Source organism: Bacillus sp. AFS023182 (assembly GCF_002560575.1).
In the GTDB taxonomy this organism is placed as follows: domain Bacteria; phylum Bacillota; class Bacilli; order Bacillales; family Bacillaceae_G; genus Bacillus_A; species Bacillus_A arachidis.
This window is the reverse complement of the sequence record NZ_NTRO01000036.1, coordinates 1-17889: the sequence shown is the minus strand read 5'-3', so window position 1 is coordinate 17889 and position 17889 is coordinate 1. Positions and strand designations below refer to the sequence as shown.

The 17889-nt window shown below is 33.3% G+C and carries 17 protein-coding genes and 2 pseudogenes; 3 read left to right on the top strand and 16 right to left on the bottom strand.

Translation table 11 applies throughout. The annotated features are described in order from the left end of the window. Nucleotides 1-11 precede the first annotated feature (11 nt). From CN288_RS18055 to CN288_RS18000, 12 genes are all read right to left on the bottom strand, one after another. Entirely contained in the window at nucleotides 12-1037 is a 1026-nt protein-coding gene (locus CN288_RS18055; protein ID WP_098302771.1) for a 3-oxoacyl-ACP synthase III family protein, read from the bottom strand. A 26-nt stretch (nucleotides 1038-1063) separates the two neighbouring features. Then, complete coding sequence (locus CN288_RS18050; protein ID WP_176527695.1) at nucleotides 1064-2074, bottom strand: LLM class flavin-dependent oxidoreductase; 1011 nt, start codon at nucleotides 2072-2074, stop codon at nucleotides 1064-1066. Between the two features lie 104 nt (nucleotides 2075-2178). After that, complete coding sequence (locus CN288_RS18045; protein WP_176527694.1) at nucleotides 2179-3162, bottom strand: 3-oxoacyl-ACP synthase III family protein; 984 nt, start codon at nucleotides 3160-3162, stop codon at nucleotides 2179-2181. Between the two features lie 18 nt (nucleotides 3163-3180). Continuing rightward, a complete protein-coding gene (locus CN288_RS18040) occupies nucleotides 3181-4173 on the bottom strand; it encodes a 3-oxoacyl-ACP synthase III family protein (RefSeq protein WP_098302768.1) in 993 nt (330 codons plus the stop codon). Between the two features lie 27 nt (nucleotides 4174-4200). Beyond that, complete coding sequence (locus CN288_RS18035) at nucleotides 4201-5184, bottom strand: 3-oxoacyl-[acyl-carrier-protein] synthase III C-terminal domain-containing protein (protein WP_098302767.1); 984 nt, start codon at nucleotides 5182-5184, stop codon at nucleotides 4201-4203. Nucleotides 5185-5201: 17 nt separating this feature from the next. Further along, a complete protein-coding gene (locus tag CN288_RS18030; RefSeq protein WP_098302766.1) occupies nucleotides 5202-6170 on the bottom strand; it encodes a 3-oxoacyl-ACP synthase III family protein in 969 nt (322 codons plus the stop codon). A 23-nt stretch (nucleotides 6171-6193) separates the two neighbouring features. Beyond that, the gene (locus CN288_RS18025) at nucleotides 6194-7168 is read right to left on the bottom strand and encodes a 3-oxoacyl-ACP synthase III family protein (protein ID WP_098302765.1); all 975 of its coding nucleotides are present in this window, start codon (nucleotides 7166-7168) and stop codon (nucleotides 6194-6196) included. A gap of 18 nt (nucleotides 7169-7186) precedes the next feature. Next, a complete protein-coding gene (locus CN288_RS18020; RefSeq protein ID WP_141527981.1) occupies nucleotides 7187-8146 on the bottom strand; it encodes a 3-oxoacyl-[acyl-carrier-protein] synthase III C-terminal domain-containing protein in 960 nt (319 codons plus the stop codon). Then, on the bottom strand, nucleotides 8136-8969 hold the full coding sequence (locus CN288_RS18015; protein ID WP_098302763.1) for a 3-hydroxyacyl-CoA dehydrogenase family protein: 834 nt from the start codon (nucleotides 8967-8969) through the stop codon (nucleotides 8136-8138). The genes CN288_RS18020 and CN288_RS18015 overlap by 11 nt, the downstream gene beginning before the upstream one ends. Before the next feature lie 36 nt (nucleotides 8970-9005). Then, nucleotides 9006-10025, bottom strand: coding sequence for a 3-oxoacyl-ACP synthase III family protein (locus CN288_RS18010; RefSeq protein WP_098302762.1), 1020 nt, complete (start codon nucleotides 10023-10025; stop codon nucleotides 9006-9008). Between the two features lie 11 nt (nucleotides 10026-10036). Next, entirely contained in the window at nucleotides 10037-11086 is a 1050-nt protein-coding gene (locus CN288_RS18005; protein WP_098302761.1) for a 3-oxoacyl-ACP synthase III family protein, read from the bottom strand. A gap of 24 nt (nucleotides 11087-11110) precedes the next feature. Beyond that, nucleotides 11111-11851: an SDR family NAD(P)-dependent oxidoreductase gene (locus tag CN288_RS18000; RefSeq protein WP_098302760.1), complete on the bottom strand. Its 741-nt coding sequence runs from the start codon at nucleotides 11849-11851 to the stop codon at nucleotides 11111-11113. 333 nt (nucleotides 11852-12184) lie between these two features. Here CN288_RS18000 and CN288_RS17995 point away from each other — a divergent pair, with 333 nt between their 5' ends. Beyond that, nucleotides 12185-12796, top strand: a complete 612-nt coding sequence (locus CN288_RS17995; RefSeq protein ID WP_098302759.1) for a TetR/AcrR family transcriptional regulator — start codon at nucleotides 12185-12187, stop codon at nucleotides 12794-12796. 440 nt (nucleotides 12797-13236) lie between these two features. On the opposite strand, the gene CN288_RS17990 is transcribed toward CN288_RS17995, so the two are convergent. Together CN288_RS17990 and CN288_RS17985 are read right to left on the bottom strand one after the other, a co-directional pair. Then, nucleotides 13237-14043: an ABC transporter permease subunit gene (locus CN288_RS17990; RefSeq protein WP_098302758.1), complete on the bottom strand. Its 807-nt coding sequence runs from the start codon at nucleotides 14041-14043 to the stop codon at nucleotides 13237-13239. Continuing rightward, a complete protein-coding gene (locus tag CN288_RS17985; RefSeq protein ID WP_098302757.1) occupies nucleotides 14040-14936 on the bottom strand; it encodes an ABC transporter ATP-binding protein in 897 nt (298 codons plus the stop codon). Before CN288_RS17985 ends, CN288_RS17990 begins: the two co-directional genes overlap by 4 nt. A 593-nt stretch (nucleotides 14937-15529) precedes the next feature. Between CN288_RS17985 and CN288_RS17980 the strand changes: the two genes are divergently transcribed. Next, nucleotides 15530-16351, top strand: coding sequence for an alpha/beta fold hydrolase (locus tag CN288_RS17980; RefSeq protein ID WP_098302756.1), 822 nt, complete (start codon nucleotides 15530-15532; stop codon nucleotides 16349-16351). Between the two features lie 186 nt (nucleotides 16352-16537). On the opposite strand, the pseudogene CN288_RS17975 reads toward CN288_RS17980, so the two are convergent. Continuing rightward, nucleotides 16538-17127 (bottom strand): annotated as a pseudogene (locus CN288_RS17975) (transposase). A gap of 203 nt (nucleotides 17128-17330) precedes the next feature. Between CN288_RS17975 and CN288_RS17970 the strand changes: the two are divergent. After that, nucleotides 17331-17474, top strand: a complete 144-nt coding sequence (locus CN288_RS17970; RefSeq protein WP_255259997.1) for a hypothetical protein — start codon at nucleotides 17331-17333, stop codon at nucleotides 17472-17474. Between the two features lie 205 nt (nucleotides 17475-17679). Here the strand turns inward: CN288_RS17970 and CN288_RS17965 are convergent. Next, nucleotides 17680-17889: pseudogene (locus CN288_RS17965) on the bottom strand (Rpn family recombination-promoting nuclease/putative transposase); the annotation flags it as partial.

Here is a 17889-nt window from a genome sequence, read left to right as displayed (position 1 = left end):
CACCCTTTCCCTTACTCAAAATCTTCAGGAGCACACCATCTAATAGCCATTGATGCATAAGATAAACCTGCTCCAAATACAATAAGATAGATTAACTTACCTGGTGTTAACACTCCGTCATCTACTGCTTCTGTCAAAGCAACAGGTAAATTTGCCCCCGCCATATTACCGTAACGATCTACATTTATTAACGCCTTTTCAAAAGGTACTTTTAAATCTTCTAATCCCTTACGTATAATATTTATATTTGCTTGATGAGTAAGAAATAAATCTACGTTATCTAAGGGAATACCTAAATTCATAGATATATTATTTGCAAGCTTTGGAATTATAGACGTCCCAAACTTCCAAACAGCGGGCCCATCCATATGGAAATATTGTAAACCTTCATCAATATTCTCTTTTGTTAATGGTAGGGCGTCTCCTCCAGCTGGAACATAAGCTGAAAAATATCCAGAAGGGTCACTTCCCAATTCTGAAAACAGTATACCCGTTCCTTCTTTTGTTGCCCGTAGAATATAACAACCTGCACCATCTCCCAATATGACACACGTACTACGATCTTTCCAAGAAATTACTCTAGAATTGATTTCAGGTATCACAACAGCAACCGTTTTGTATGTACCATCTGCGACAAAACGAGCACCTACAGATAAAGAAAATACACCACTAGAACAACCTCCCGAACGAACATCAAACCCAGGAGTATTTTTTATTCCAAGCTTTCTAAGCATCATCGTAGCTAACTGAGGACTTGGATAATCAGGTGTGTTAGAACCAGAGATTAATAAATCAATCTCATCTAATGAAATATTTGCTCTTTTAATTGCATCTTCAACAGCTTTTACCCCTAAATCTGATGTTACCTCATCTGAAGCCGCAAAACGTCTTTCTTTAATTCCAATTTTATTTACAATCCATTCATCAGAAGTATCCACTAATTTTTCCCAATCAGAATTAGTTATTACTTTTTCAGGCAAATACTTTCCAGTTGAAAGAATTCCTACATTCTTTAAAGTACGATTTGTTCCTAGCATTTAATCAGCCCCTTATAAATCAACTATTATTTCGATACTACGTAATCAACATTATTCTTCTTGTCTACAAGAGGTAACACTTCTTTCTTTAGTAAGTCCATTGTATTACAAGCTTGTTTATGACCTATTTGACCAAATGATGCTGAAATTGCCAATTCAGTAATACCACTTTCAATATATTGGTTTAAGAGTTTAGCAACTTTGCTCGGACTACCAAACAAGCACAGATTTTCATCAATAAAATCAAGTGGTGTTCGTTGAATACCACGATGATCAAATAATCGTTGTAACGCATTAATTCCTGCTTCCCTAGCAACCTCATCACTATGATCCAAAACAACATTTAAACAATACGAAATATTCATTTCATTTTCCGGATGACCATGCTCTAAGTATATTTGTTTGTATTCCCGAACCAGTTCATTTAATTCTTCTATATTTTTAATTGAAAGAGATGATATAAATATGGGTTGTCCTTTTTTAGCCATCGCATGTACTGCTTCAGTCCGCACTACAGCCATCATTGGAGGTTCTACACAACGATTAGGCCTAATATTTAGCCCCGTATTCACTTGAAAATGTTTACCCTGAAAATTGACCTTTTCCTCTGTCCAAAGACGATTAATCACTTCAATCCCTTCGTTTAATAAACTTAAACGTTGATCAGATTTAATATTGAAACCTTCAAATTCGTATTGTAAATACCCACTACCAGTGGCAAACCTCATACGTCCATTTGATAAAACATCTAACATTGCAAAGTCTTCAGCAATTCGAATAGGATTATGCAAAGGTATTACAGAAACCGCCACTCCTAACCTAATTTTCTCTGTATTCTGCGATGCAGCTGCTAAAAATAAAGCTGGAGATGCTAAACTTCCATGTTCATTTTTAAAATGATGTTCCGCAACCCAAAAGGTATCAAAATCTAATAAATCTGCCAAAATAATTTGTTGCTGTATCTCTTTATAATAAGAAGAAATTAATGTGTTATCTTCCTCATAATAATCTGCTAAACAAAATATAGAATATTTCATAACGTTCCTCCTAAAATGCATAGTTAGAATTTACAAGATGACCGAATTATCAAAAAACATTATTGACACTGAGTGGTCACTGCACCTCAAGTAACAATAAAAGACTAATACTTCATAACCATTGCACCCCATGCTAGTCCTGCTCCATATGAACAAATGGCAATATTATCCCCTTTTTGAATTCTTCCTTCACGTATACTTTCATCCAAAGCAATTAAAGCAGATGCCCCACCTGTATTCCCATATTTGTAATTATTCATGTATGTTCGTTCACGTGGTAGTCCAATCATATCCATTACATTATGAATTATGTTAACATTTGCTTGATGGAACACCACAAAATCTATCTCTTCCATTTTTAAGCCTGTATCCTGTACAGTTTCAATAATTACATTTGGGGTAGCTGTATGTCCAAATTTCCAAACTTCTTTTCCTTCGATATGTGGAGTTTGTTTCTCTAATGGTACATCCACTGTTCCTCCACCAGGCCACCAGGCTTTATTATACTTAGTTCCATCAGTATGTAAATTATACGCTAAAATACCCTCTTCTTTAGGACAAGCTTCTAAAATAACAGCACCAGCTCCATCACCTAAAAAACAAGCTGTATTACGATAAGACCAATCAATAAAACGTGAATATATCTCTGCACATACCACTAAAGCCCTTTTAAATCGTTTACCATCAAGGTATTTTAAAGCTGTAGTCATTGCAAAAACTGCATTTGGACACCCACCTATATTCATGTCAAACGCAACAGCATTTTTTGCTCCAAGTTTCCCTTGCAATATGCATGCAGTAGCTGGGCTTTTTATATCAGAATAAATGGAAGCTAGAATAACCAAGTCCAAATCCTCTGCTTCTAAATTTGCAGCCGCTAGCGCATTTTTAGCTGCATAATATGCTAAATCTGAAATATTTTGTTCATCAGGATTAGAAACTACTCTTCGTTCCCTAATCCCATATTTTTCCTGAATCCATTCATCACTCGTATCCATCATATTTTCTAAATCCCTATTTGTTAACACCTTCTCCGGAACATACGAGCCTGTCCCTATAATTCTTCCTGATATCGCTACACTTTCCATATTAAACAACATCCTTTCTTAATGTCTTAAAATTGACCCCATCCAGGAGATTCCTAATCCTGCTCCTAAGCAAAGCGTGTATTCCCCAGAATTTGGCTGATAATGCTCTATAATATTCTTTATATCAATTGCAAATCCAGAGGCCGCACAATCTCCTAAATTTTCAATAAATGGAATATTGGTTTTTTCCCTGGGAAAGTTTAATTTTTGCACTATCTTATCCATAATATCCAGTCTTCCTGTAGGGACTACAACATATGATATATCTTCAATATTCATTCCGTTATCAAACAATACTTTTTCGCTCATTCTAATATAATTATCTATATTTTCCTCTAAAAAACTTTCAAGTTTTCCCTTATTAGCGAAAGTCCATAAATCTTTTTGAATAGAAGGATTGTCTTCTATAAACTTATTAGCTGCTGGCGTAAATCCAGTATATAAAGTCATGTCATGATAATACCCCTTAGTTATAGCATCAAAACCAAAGAATACATTTTTATCGTAATTCTTTTTTAGGAGCATTGCTGCACCTGCATCGCCCATAATCACTTCATTAGTTTCTTGATTATTAGTTAAATAGTCAAATTTATCTCCTGAAACTAGCAATGCTGTACTCCATTTATTATTGCAAAGAGTCTCTGAAACTAACTTAATGGCTAATTGGAAACTTCCACATCCAATATTTAAATCAAACCCAAAAGCATTACTTAGGTTTAATTCATGGCAAACTCGAGCTGAAGGAAGCCATGCAAGAAAATCGGGAGTTAAACTCCCAGCATATACTAAGATATCGATTTCTTTAGGGTTGATTTTATTTTTTTCTAACAATGCTCTAGCTGCATTAATCGCCAAATCACTGGCCAAAGCCTTTTGAGCCACAGGAACAGACTTTACCCCTATTTGCGCTAGTTTTCTTTCATTCAATTTTCCAGGTACAAGTACATCACTTATAAGTTTATTTGGTGGAAGATAGATAGAAACATCAACCATGCCTACAACACTTTTCAAATCGTTTCTCCTTTCTGTATATATGTATTAGTACTTAAGTAAAAATGCATGCCATTCTCCAAGCCCCATTACCATGAATCCTAACAAATCTCCCTTTTTAACTAATTTGTCTCGAATCGCCCATTTTAAAACAATAAAAACATCAAACCCACTAATATGCCCTAAATTTTCTATATACTGTAGAGGTGCCTTTGAAGTTGGCAAGCCTAGAGCTTTAAGAAGTGATAAGTGATACTCCATTTGTTGATGAACTACAAATAGCATATCTAAATCTTCTACTTTTATATTTGATTTTGCACATAATTCCAAGATTGGTCGTGTAGAAATATCAGCAAATATAGGCTTTAATTCTTTGCGGTATTTATCAAAATTAAATTCGACCCGATCTTCCCATCCACCATCAAATCTGGTTTCGGATGAGAAAGGTACCACTACTCCTCCTTCAGGCATTACTCCCAGAATAGGCATTTTCTCATTTAAATTAAGATAATTTAATGATATTAAATCCGAAGAACCTCGTTGAACAATTAGAGCACATGCACCATCACCTATGAATTGAGGAAAAGTTCTCCCCCCCAAGTGCTCCGTTAGTGCAATCAATACAGTGTTAATTTGTTGATCCGCTTTAATTGCCTCTACTGCCATATGATAAGCCATACCTGTGGTATTACAACCACCATATACATCTACTGTTATAGCATTTGTACAAGAAAACTGCTCTGCAATATATGCTGAACTTTGCCAATTATCGTAGTCAGATGAAAGATTATTAGCAATAATAAAATCAACCTCTTCTGGTTTAGTATTGGATTCGTTTAAAGCTTCTTTTACAGCCTTTAACGAGAAATACATAGGACTTTCTTCTTTATTTGCAATAGGGACATAATTACACCCTAGTGTCTCTTTTAGTGATTCTCTCATTTTCGCAGCAGGAGCCAAAACATCCCATGTACTTACTAATCTATCAGGCAAAGCAATTCCAATACCTGAAATACCTATCTTTTCGTTCAAAATTACTCCTCCTTCCTCTACACTTCTAATACTGAGGCTCCCCAGTTTCCATCTACACCAAATGATACAATTAAAACTTTACTCCCTTCACTTAAATACGTGTCGTGTACTAAAGTTTGTAAAGATAGCAGTAAACCAGCGGAACACATAAAACCATATTTTTCTCCAGTGTCAATAACTTGATCTTCTTCTAATTTAAAATATTTTAAAAATCCTTCATGCATAAGTGGAGTAGGGCTATGGATTAAAAACTTTTTTATTTCTTCCCAGCTAACATTTGCCTCCTGTAAAGCCTTTTTTATAACTGGTACAAGAAAAGAAAACATATTCCCCTTAATTTCCTTGTACTTTTTAATATTATGAATTTTATAAACGAACTTTCCCTCACGACAAGGTTTATCGGTTATAGGTACCTTCCATCCACCTACCTCGTTATAGATTACATCATGATATTTTCCAATTGTTTTATTTACAATTGATAAAATACGATATCTCTCATATCCTTTTTCCATCAATAAACTCGCCGCACCATCACCAAGAATCGCATCTCCCAAAGACCTATTTACACTATGAAACTCCCATGATTGAGGGGCACCAACAATTCCAAATTTGATGTCCTTATTAACCAGAAGATGGTTTTTTAGCAGTCTCATTAAAAGTAAAGATGAGCTTCCACCCTGATGCATATTAAATGAAACTATCCTGTTAACCCCCACCCTATCCATGATCTGCCTACCATGCATTTGAAAAAGGTAATCTCCATAAGATTCTTGGTTTACAAAAAAATACTGTTTTTCTAGTTCATTAATTTTAATTCCAGCACGTTTCACCATATCTCTTATAGAATTCGCTCCCATTTCATATGTAGTTTCTTCTTCGGATGCGACTCTTATATTAATCTCCATTTCTTCTGATGAAGTAATTGTACGTATTTTTTCTGGCATATAACTTCCTACGGCACGTATTCCAATAATAGGTTTTTCCATAATATTCTCCTTTTTATGTATCACTAATAGCGAATTACCCAACTATGAAAATCCATTAATCCCATTACAGCAAAAACCAATAAATCACCTTTTTTTATTCTTCCATCTTCAATTGCTCTTTTCATACATATAAATACATCAGAACCAGACACATGTCCCATATCATCAATATAATCAATTGGAGACAAATTTAAATCTAAATCTAGCATTTCTAATATTTTCTCGTTGACATACTTTTGCTGGTGTACAAGAAAAATTTGATCTATGTTCGATATTTTATGCCCTGATTTGTGTATAGCTTCTCTTATTGCCTTTTCACATGAGGGATATATTATAGGCTTAATTTCTTTGCGAAAATTCTCAGCACTAAATTCGAAATTTTCATATACGTTTCCTGAAAACTTCATATCTTTCTCAAATGGCTTGGCTGTTCCCCCAACAGGTAATCGTTGAAAACTTGGAAAGATATCACTCACTTGGCTATGTGATAAAAAAACGAGATCTGAATATTCCCTCTTTAAAAGCAAGGCACAAGCCCCATCTGAGATAAATTGTGGCCATGTTTCACCACTTATCGCCTCAGTAAAAACTAATAAACAATTTTGAACCGAGCTATCTTGTGACATAATATCTATTGCCGAACGAACTACTGATCCTACTGCATTACAACCACCAAAAACATCAAAAGTATAAGCATTTTCGCAGCCTAAAAGAGATTGTATTTTCGCGCTAGTTTGCCAATACAAATATTCTGAATTATAATTGTTACAAATTATTAAATCTACCTCATTTTTATTAACTTTAGCCTCTAATAACGCCTTATTCGCCGCTTGAACAGCTAAATCTGTTGGTGTTAAAGGTGGTTCTAAAACATACGTGGAATGACATCCCATGCGCTGCCAAATATCTTTTCTTATCCCATTAGGTTGCGCGTACCTTTCCCAAGTATCGACTACCTTATCAGGAAAAGTAACTCCTATACCTGCAATTCCAATCATATCTATTCTCCTTTTACTTTAAACCGTCATGATAGTTGCGCACCAATTTCCATCTATCCCAATTGATATAACAAGTATTTTACTTCCCTTTGAAGGTTTATAATTATAAATAGCCTTACTTAAAGAAAATAGTATTCCACCAGAACACATATATCCGATTTCGTTTACTGTCTCAATAACTATACTAGGATTTAACCCATACTCCTGAATAAATGACCTTGATACACCAGGTGTTTGGCTATGCAATACCACCAATTGAATTTCTTTCTTTGTGATACCAGCTTTTAAAAGAGCTTCATCTGCTACCTCACAAGCAATTTTATGCGTCTCTTTCTTTAGTTGTAGATACTTATCTTCATTTATAAGAGTGTATTTAAAACCCCCTTCTTGAATAACCCGTTCATTTAAAGGTTGTAAATATCCACCTATTTTTATAGCAGCTATATCATGATACTCACCAATTGTTTTTATAGCAAATGAATCAAATGTGTATTGTTCTACTCCCTTTTTTAATAAAAGAGTAGCCGCTCCATCTCCAAGAACCGCATCCCCTACAGTTCTATCTTCACTATGATACTGCCAATGATTACTGGTGGATATACCTCCAAGAAAAGCCTTTTCGTCATTACGTAAATGATCAATTAAAAGTTTAATCGCTAATAGCGAACAATTAGAAGACTGATATATATTATATGTGTTACACCTTCCGACATTAACACGGTCTAATATTTTGCGACCTACTAATTGAAATAAATAATCACCTGGAGAATCATTACAGTGTATCCAGTATTTCAAATCTGTTTTACATTCATTTAAGTTTTCTAAAGCATTCATTAATGCTTTTTTTCCCATTTCGTAAGTTGTATCTTCATAATTTGCTATATGAACATTTATTTTTGAGTTCTCTTTTGAAATTATTTCTTGATTTTCTTTTGGTAAATAAAGACCTAAAGCAGCAACTCCAATACTATTTTTCATATTTATAAAAACCACATCCCACTTTTCTTCCTAGGTGCCCATCATATACCTTTTGACGGAATAGTGGACACGGTGTATATCTTTGATCTCCTAGTAAATTCCGCATTGATTCCATTCCATTTAATGCCACATCAATGCCTGTTTGATCTACTAGTTTTAACGGACCGATGGGAACATTCAATCCTAATTTAGCAATTGTATCAATAGCTTCTGCATCCGCAATACCTTGCATTAAGATGTAAGCCGCTTCATTAATCATCGCTTGAGCTAATCTAGATACTACAAAACCTGGAAAATCTTTCACAACGACTCCTACTTTATTAATTAATTCGCAATATTTCATTGTTTTCTCTAGTATTTCTTCACTAGTAAACACAGACCGAATTACTTCAACTAATTCCATTATTGGCACAGGTGTTGAAAAGTGCATCCCTACTATTCTATCTTTATTTTTGCTTAATGAGGATATTTGGCTAATAGGTATAGTAGATGTGGAAGATGCCAAAACAGTTGAAGTTGGCTGTGTTTCATCTAAATAACTAAACAATTTCTGTTTTTCTTCTACATCTTCAATTATTGCTTCAATAACTAATCCTACTTCTGGAAGCTCTTCTAATTTACAATGTAAAACATTTGAAAGAATCATTTCTTTTTGTTCAAAACTTAACCGTCCTTTCTCTACTTCTTTTTCGATATAAGAAGTCATTTTGTCCTCTCCGTTTCTTGTTACAGCCCATACTTTACAACCTGCCAATGCATAAGAGTGAACAACGCCCCTTCCAATTGCTCCTATTCCTATAACTGCTACTTTTTTATCATTCATTCTGTTCTTCTCCTTTATTTATACTTTTATGAGTATTTAATCTAAAAAGTCTTCTGGGCCACACCATCTTATAGCTGTTGCCCCATATGATAAACCTGCACCAAAGGCAAATGTAAATAGTAAATCATCTTTATTCAGTCGTCTTTCTTGTACAGCTTCACAAATTGCTAATAAGACTGAAGCACTAGAAGTATTTCCGTATTTCTCTATATTTGTAAAGGTTTTAGAAAATGGAACCTCTATTTTTTTCATAATTTCTTTTATAATATTTAGATTTGCTTGATGAGATATATATAAATCAACCTCATTTAACGCATATCCTGTTTCTGTAGATAAATCTTTTATTAGTTCAGGTACTTTAGTCGTAGCAAAATCCCATATAGCTCGTCCATCCATATGAAAGTATCCCATTTTATTTTCTAACGTTTCTAAACTAGTTGGAATCACACTACCTCCAGCTGGTATATAACCGACAAAATAACCTGACGGATCATTACATAGAATTGTATGAAGTATCCCCTTTTCTGGTTTACAAGCACGTAAAATTACACATGCTGCTGCATCTCCCATAATTACACAAGTAGTCCTATCTTCCCAGTTTAAAATTGATGAGTTCAATTCTGTATTAACAACTGCTACTGTTTTATATCTGCCTGTTGCTACATATTGCGCTGCTGCATCTACAGTAAAAACACCTCCTGGGCATCCCCCAGCACGAATATCAATAGCCACCGTGTTACGCATCCCTGCTTTATTTAATATTAAAGCAGCCATTTGCGGACTATTATAATCAGGTGTATTAGAGCCACACACCAACAAATCAATTTCTTCTAACTTAATACTTGATTTTTCACAAGCGTCTAGTAAAGCTTTAACTCCCATATCGGATGCAAATTCATCTGGTTCTGCAATCCTTCTTTCTTTTATCCCAATACGTTTTTCAATCCATTCATCAGACGTATCTACCATTTTTTCTAAATCTGAATTAGTTAGTACTTTATGAGGTACATATGATCCTATACCGGCTATACCTACAGATTTTATGTGTTTATTCATTTCCTCACCTACTATTCAAAATCTTCTGAATCAGAAGAGTGTCTAATTAATAAGGAGCCCCACTTAAATCCTGCCCCTATACCGGCTAATGACACTAAATCCCGATTTTTTATTTTTTTACTTATTATTGCTTCATGTAATACTGTTGGTATAGTACCTGCTCCTGTATTTCCATACTTATGTACATTAAATAAAGTTTTCTCAGAATCTACACCTAGATTGTCAAAAACATGTTGAATTAACCTTTTGTTTGCTTGATGTACAGCAAAAAAATCAATTTGTGGAACTGTTAATCCTGCTTTATGAATAGAGCGTTCAATTGTTGCTGGTAAAGCTTTCACAGCTTCCTTCCAAACTTCCTTACCTTCCATATAAAGATAATGTTTACCATTATTAAAATCTTGCTGTGAGAGTGGATATTTTGCCCCACCATGGGAAACTCCTGCCCCATTTATATTGAATTTCGAACCAATATCCCAAGACAAAACCCCCAGTGACTCCTCTTTCATTCTATGTAAAACCATAGCACCACACGCATCTCCAAAAAATACACATGATCCTCTATCTTCAGGATTATATATACGTGATAATGCATCGGCTCCTATAACTAATACATTATTAAATTGTTTATTTTGTAGAAGATGTACTCCTAAATAAACACCGAAAACTACACCTGCACAAGCTACTTGTGTTAAATCTAGTGGAATTGCATTATCAGCTTTTAACTTTTCTTTTACAATTAACGCTGTTGAAGGTAACTGATAGTCAGGTGTAATTGTTGCTATAATTATGGCATCTAGATCTTTGGCAGCAATACCACATCTATCCAAAGCTTCTTTCCCTGCTGCAACGCACATGTCAGATGTGGAAATATCCTTACTAATGTGACGTCTTTCTATAATGCCTGTTTTTTCTATAATCCAATTACTAGTAGTATCCAGGCGACTCTCCCAATAATTATTATTTATTACATTTTCAGGAACATACATTCCTGTTCCCATAATTCCTACAGGGTATGTAAGACCATTTTGCTTACCATCAACTTTTGGTACAGTCAACATTTCTTTAAAACTCCTCCTTTCTAATCAGCCCCATAACAAACCACCATTTACTTCTAAAACATGTCCATTAACATACGAGCTTGAATCTGTTACTAGGAATAAAGCAGCCTTTGATATCTCATCTGATGTCCCAGCCCGCCGAAGAGCCATTCTTCTTTGATACCTTTCCCAAATCTTTTCTTTTTTCACCAATTCAGCACCCATACCTTCTTCAATAATTCCCGGAGAAAGACAATTAACCCTAACCCCATGTGGTCCTAGTTCCATAGCTGCGACTTTAGTAAACATTTCAACTCCAGCCTTAGAAGCACAATAATTGGCTTGACCTATATTTACACGAGTTGCTGCTGCTGATGAAACATTAATAATATGACCCGATTTTCGTTCAACCATGTGCTCTATTACAGCATGAGTACAGTTAAAAACACCATTTAAATTTGTGTTAATAGATTCATTCCAATCTTCACAAGTCATATTGATTAATAATGAATCCCTTAAAACCCCAGCATTCGCTACCATAATATCTACTTGACCGTAATTAGAGATCGCGGACTGAACCATTTGCTTAACTGATTCAGCATCCCTTACATCGACTTCTGAAAAAATAGCCCTAAGAGGAAACTGAGAATGTAACTCTTTAAATTCATTCTCTTTTCTGGCTGCACATATCACTATTGCACCCGCCTCCAAGAAGGTTTTAGCTATAGCTTTCCCAATCCCTCTTGTTCCACCTGTAACTATTGCGACCTTGGAATCTAATTGCATTTTTAGTCACTCCTTTGCACTTTATAAAACTATCTTCTCAATCAAATGAATAAAGTTAGTTGTTTACTAGATTAATAGTATTGTAGTTATAAACTATAACTCAGATTAATTAGCAGCTCCTTTCATCAAAACAATGAATGTACAAAATACTCGTTATAAAAAGATATTTTTGAAATATCAGAAATAACAAATTTCAAACCCATTATAATCCTTAATTTGTAAATAATCAACTCTTTTTGAAATTAATGGTTACATAAATTTCAAAAAGAGTTGAAATTCTTGCACCTTTATATTTCATCATTTATATTAAAAGTGAGATAAGGAGGTTGTATAATGAGGAATACAACAACATTAAATGGATTTGAAAGAGTCAAAAAAAAGAAAAAGGAGGCCATAAAAAAAGCAGCTTTTTCTCTTTTTACAGAGAAAGGCTACAAAGATGTAAAAATTGAAGATATAGCTAAACAGGCACAGGTGTCTCAAGTAACAATTTATAATCACTTTGGTAGCAAAGATGCACTTTTCCGAGAATTAATTATGGATTTTACAATAGAAGAGGTTTCCTTTTATGAAGAGTTAATTAAATCGCAACTCTGTTTTAAGGAAAAAATGCATCAGATGTTAACACGCAAACTACAACAATCCAGTATATTTCATCCTGAAATGATTGAACAAGCTATGCATAGCGACCAAAAACTGCGAGAATTTTTGATTTCATACCAAAATAAAACTATCATCCCAATTTTCCTCAGTTTTGTTCGACGCGCTCAAGAAGATGGAGAAATTAACCCTGATCTGTCACAAGAAATGATTCTGCTATATATTAATATGTTTAATCAATTAGGTGAACAACAGGCCCCTTTCTTGCTTGATATGAATCATGAACAACACACAAAAGAATTACTAACAATGTTTTATTATGGATTATCTAATCCCAATAAATAATAAAGCATATTTTGTTAGTTCTGCCTGTTTAACATTCAATAATTAAAAAATAGCCTTTTATGGTATATAGGAAATATCCCAATCATTTATGAAAGGTCCAAAATTTTCAATTTTTGGACCTTTCACTAAACAGACACCTAAGTTTATTATGTTCTTGTTCTTAATTCATTTAATATAGAAAAATAATATTATACTTTCAAAAACTCATTATAAATAAAATATTAATTTTATTTACAAACTCCTATTTCGCCGAAGATACTTACATATTTTCAATTTCTATTAATCTCACTATCATTAAAAAATCCTATTAAAAAAAATAACCTGATTTTAATAGAAATATTAAAATCAGGTTATTTTATGACTATAATTATCTTACTTAAAAACTGTTTTTTAATACAATGTACATATGCTTATTTATTTCACAAGCAAATATTATCTAATTACAATGGTAAGTCCCTTTTTTTAAACACTAAAGTTGAAAGTCCGAAAATAACTATAGCACTTACTAATAAACCTATGCTTGTTGGCACTACATCGTAATCACCTGAAATAATCTCTTGGGGTTGAAAAAGATTGAACAGTGATATATTTCTCATCCATTCAAATTTATCACTTAACTTCCCTAACATATCTAATCCATAAAATAATACTGTAACACCAGCAGAAATACTCATTGCTTTCTTTTCATCATTAAATAAGCAGGAGAAAAAGAACGAATATGCACATACAACTAAAAATAACAATCCACCTACTAAATTCATCTTCAAAAATAATTCCTTGTCCAGATCAGACTTTTCAATAAACCATTCTGCACCAATTAATCCACCAACATAAGTGAAAATAACAATAGTAAGCAGACCAAGAATTAGAACAGATGCCTGTGTCAAAATAATTTTAGCACGCGAAACTGGTGTAGCAACCAAATAAGCCATCGCTCCTTTATCAACAAGCCTTGCAACCAATTGAGTTGAAGCAATAATGCTATAAACCATTAGTAAGAGCACAAAAATTAATCCATAATATTCACCAGCTAAAAAGTCATTTAATTTATGAACACCACTTTGCAAGCCCGTTACTTTCTGCAGAGCTTCTGGCATAGATTTTATTAAGTCATTCAGCCCTTTTGCAGAAGACATTGATGGAAAAACCCAAATCAGTATCCATAAATATAGAACTGATCCAATAGCAAAATTAGAAATATTTTTGCTGTTACCCTTCAAACTAGCTATAAATAATGACTTACTCATAAATTAACAACTCCCTTCTGTTGTCTATCATAATAGTGCATAAAGATACTTTCCAAATCCATATTTCTAACTTGAAAACCAATAACATGAAATTTTGATAAAGCACGGAAAAGAGTATCATAATCTCCATGCACAATAATTGATGCTGTTGTTCCGTTAAAATTTTCAAATTGAAAGTTTAATTTTTTCAAAGAATTTAATTCTTCCTTAGAACTTAAGGTAACTTCAATAACCTGTCGCTGTTTTGCACGTAAATCAGAAATTTTTTCAATGGTTAATAAGCGACCATCTTTAATAATTGCAACTCTATCACATGTACGTTCAATTTCTGGGAATATATGTGAAGACATAAGGATTGTTTTTCCCCTACTCTTTTCTTCTAATACCAACTCAATAAACAATTGTTGCATTAAAGGATCCAATCCAGATGTAGGTTCATCTAAAATTAATACTTGTGGATCATGCATAAAGGCTGCCACTATTCCAACCTTCTGTTTCATTCCTTTGGACATTTTTCTAATAGGAGTTTTAACATCAAATTGAAATCTTTCTATTAGTTCATCACGTTTTCGATTATCTCTTATCCCTCTCATACCTTGAATCAACTTTAAAAATTCTAAACCATTCATTCCATCCATAAATGCAATTTCTCCTGGTAAATAACCAACTTCCCTTTGGATCTTTGCTGAATCCTCCCAACAATCAAGTCCAAATATGGATGCTTTTCCAGAGGTAGGGCGTGTGAAACCCATTAAATTTCTAATGGTGGTAGATTTCCCAGCTCCGTTCGGTCCTAAATACCCAAAAACTTCACCTTCTTGTACTTCAAATGAAATATCAAAAAGCCCCTTTCCATTAGAAAATTGTTTTGTTAAATTTTTTACTAAAATCATACCAACACCCCTTTTTGAAATATTTTTATTTTATATTTCAAAATTATTATAATCTACAAAAAATAACTTTTCAATACTTTTTGAAATATTATCGTTATAAATTTCAAAAATGTCAAAAAGTTATTTACTAATGAATGATTAATTAGCATAATAAGAAAAAATATCTATTTTTCTTATTTCATATATTAAAATTTGAGAAACATTAAATTCAACCCTATCTCTACATTATCAATACAATATAAAATTTCTTTCCCACTTTACTACATAGGGATTTTTAGCTATTTCACTTTTAAACTTCTATTTTTATTTTTCTAAGAAACATTTCATTATTTTAACTATATATAAGGAAATAACGCTATCGGCTAAATTTATTTTATCAATAGTCAAAAATATAGAAACATGTATAATTCTACATAAATTCCATTATTAATATCTTACTTTACCATTTCATAATCATTAATTAATATCAACAAGAGTTATTAATGATAGATAAGTCTTGTTCATTATCATTACTTATACATGACTTTCAAAATAATGCTGTGAGTTTGGAATTTCAATAAAATGGAATGAAAATGTTGAAAGGAGTCTTTTTAATGCCTAATATAAAAGTAAATGGGACTCATATACACTATGAAGTATCAGGAACTGGAGATGTAATTATATTTTTACACGGAAGTGGTGCTTCTTGGAAAATGTGGGAACCACAAATTAAGGCTTTCTCACCTTTCTATAAAATGATAATGATTGACTATCGTGGACATGGCGATTCCGGAAAATTTTTCCCAAATAATAAGTATGACCATAATTTAATAACTGAAGATATTTCGGCTTTTTTAGATGCTCTTTCTCTTGATCGTGTAAACCTTGTGGGAGTATCTCAAGGTGGACAGATTGCTACCTTGCTAGCCATAAAGAGACCTGACATAATAAAGAATTTAGTTATCGCAGATAGCTTCAGTGAACTTCCCTCATTGAGCTCTAATTTTGTATTAAAAATATCAAACGCTTTGTTTTCATTACTTCCTTACTCAACTATTATCAATCTTATGATGAAAGTTTATAAGCCATATCCATATACCGAAGAAATTCTAAGAAAATCATTTACTATTGATAAAAAAACTCTGTTAGCTATGAAAACAGCTCCTTTTCCAACACATACTCATCTATTACATTTAATACAAGCTAATACACTAGTTATGGGAGGAGGCAATAAGTTTTTTATTGGGGTTAATGAGGAAAAAGCAGCTCAAATACTTTTCAAAAACATCCCAAATTCTACCCTAGCCATTTTTAATAACTCGTTTGATCCTTTAAATATTATGGAAAAAAATATATTCAATGATATGGTTATAGATTTCTTAAAGGGAAATCCTTTAAAAACCTACGAAAATGTAGAATGTTTTTTTAAGAAATGAATATAACCAAATAATCATATTTTGAGGAGTGTCAATATTTTTGTGTAAATGACATTCCAACCTTTTCTTATAGACCGTCGTTTTATTGAATTTTATATGTTTAATTTGCAGAAATGGTTTTGATGTTTTTGGAAGGGATACCCCTTCCAAAAACATTAAAATTATACGCCTTTCCGTGACCTTCGCTTATTCTTTCGATTCAAACATCGTTGTTAGTTCTGCCCGTGCCTGGTCGAAGCCGATGTGACAACGAGTCGCAAAGCGCTGGTTGTAGTCTTCGAACTGGTATATGAGAAAGCATTCTAGTGATTCCTCATTTTGAAACAGTTCCTTGCGCTTTGTATATTTCTTGATTTGCTTGTTAAAGGACTAGATTAAATTCATTGAATAAATACTAGTGCTGTCATCATTTTTGTCATATTTGAAATCGTTTGTGGTGTATAAGAATGAGCATACATTTTTCCGATTAACTCCGTAATCTCCGCCAGTGTGACCCCCTTTTGGAACATATGAATGACAAATGATTCAAGTATCTCGTTTGAGCGTCTGTAAGGTGCGACAGTCTGTTGTTTAAATTCGACATTACGGTCACGTGAAATAGAAATTTGAAGATCACCGTATTCCGTACGTAGCGTACGGGGATAGGAATCATTGCGGGAATTGCCTGAATTAAAGCCTATGCGATCGTATTTTTCGTAGTCTAAAAAAGCTGTTAACTCTGTCGCCAACAGTATATTTACCTCTGTTTCTAAATGCAAACGAAAAATTTCTGTAATATCTTTTTTTTACTAGGGGTCACCATACATGCCCATCAACTTAAGAAATACATTCCTCCCCAAAACGAAAAAAATGGTTGAATTCTCATAAATAACTGTAGAAGGTAAAAATTTTGTTATGGGGGTGTCTCAAAATCTTAGATTGATGGGCATTCGGCAGGACCCTGGCAGTATTTACAAATTATTTGTTATAAGGAGGAGAAATGGCTAGAACAAATAAAGATTTCAATAACAAAAGAAATGAGTTACTAGAAAAAATATGGAATATATTTATTACAAATGGTTATGAAGATACAACACTCTCATTTATTATTAGGGGTCAGTTTAAAAAAGAAAAGGCACCCTAAGGTACCTTTCTCCGACTTGAACCATCTTAATTTTAATAATATGTAAGTGGACTCCCATCCACTTACCATTTTACCATATTTATCTATACTGTTTATTGAGAAAAAAGAAAAAGCCCCATAAATCAGAGCTTTTATGTTATGGTTAAGTTACCTAAATTACCATTTTCTTGCGCATGTTATCCCCATTTCATGTGCTTTTTTTATTTTATTTCTCCTCTAAAATACGTTCAATATCATTTATACTTAATTTACTTGCTTTAGCAATTGTTTCGAGTGGTACACCTAGTTCATGCATACCTTTAATCATTTGTATTTTTCCTTCTTGGATTCCTTCTTTCTTCCCCTCATTACGAGCATGAGCAACCTTTGCAGCTTCATCCATTAACACTTTTTCTCTTGCCTCATAGGCTTGTCG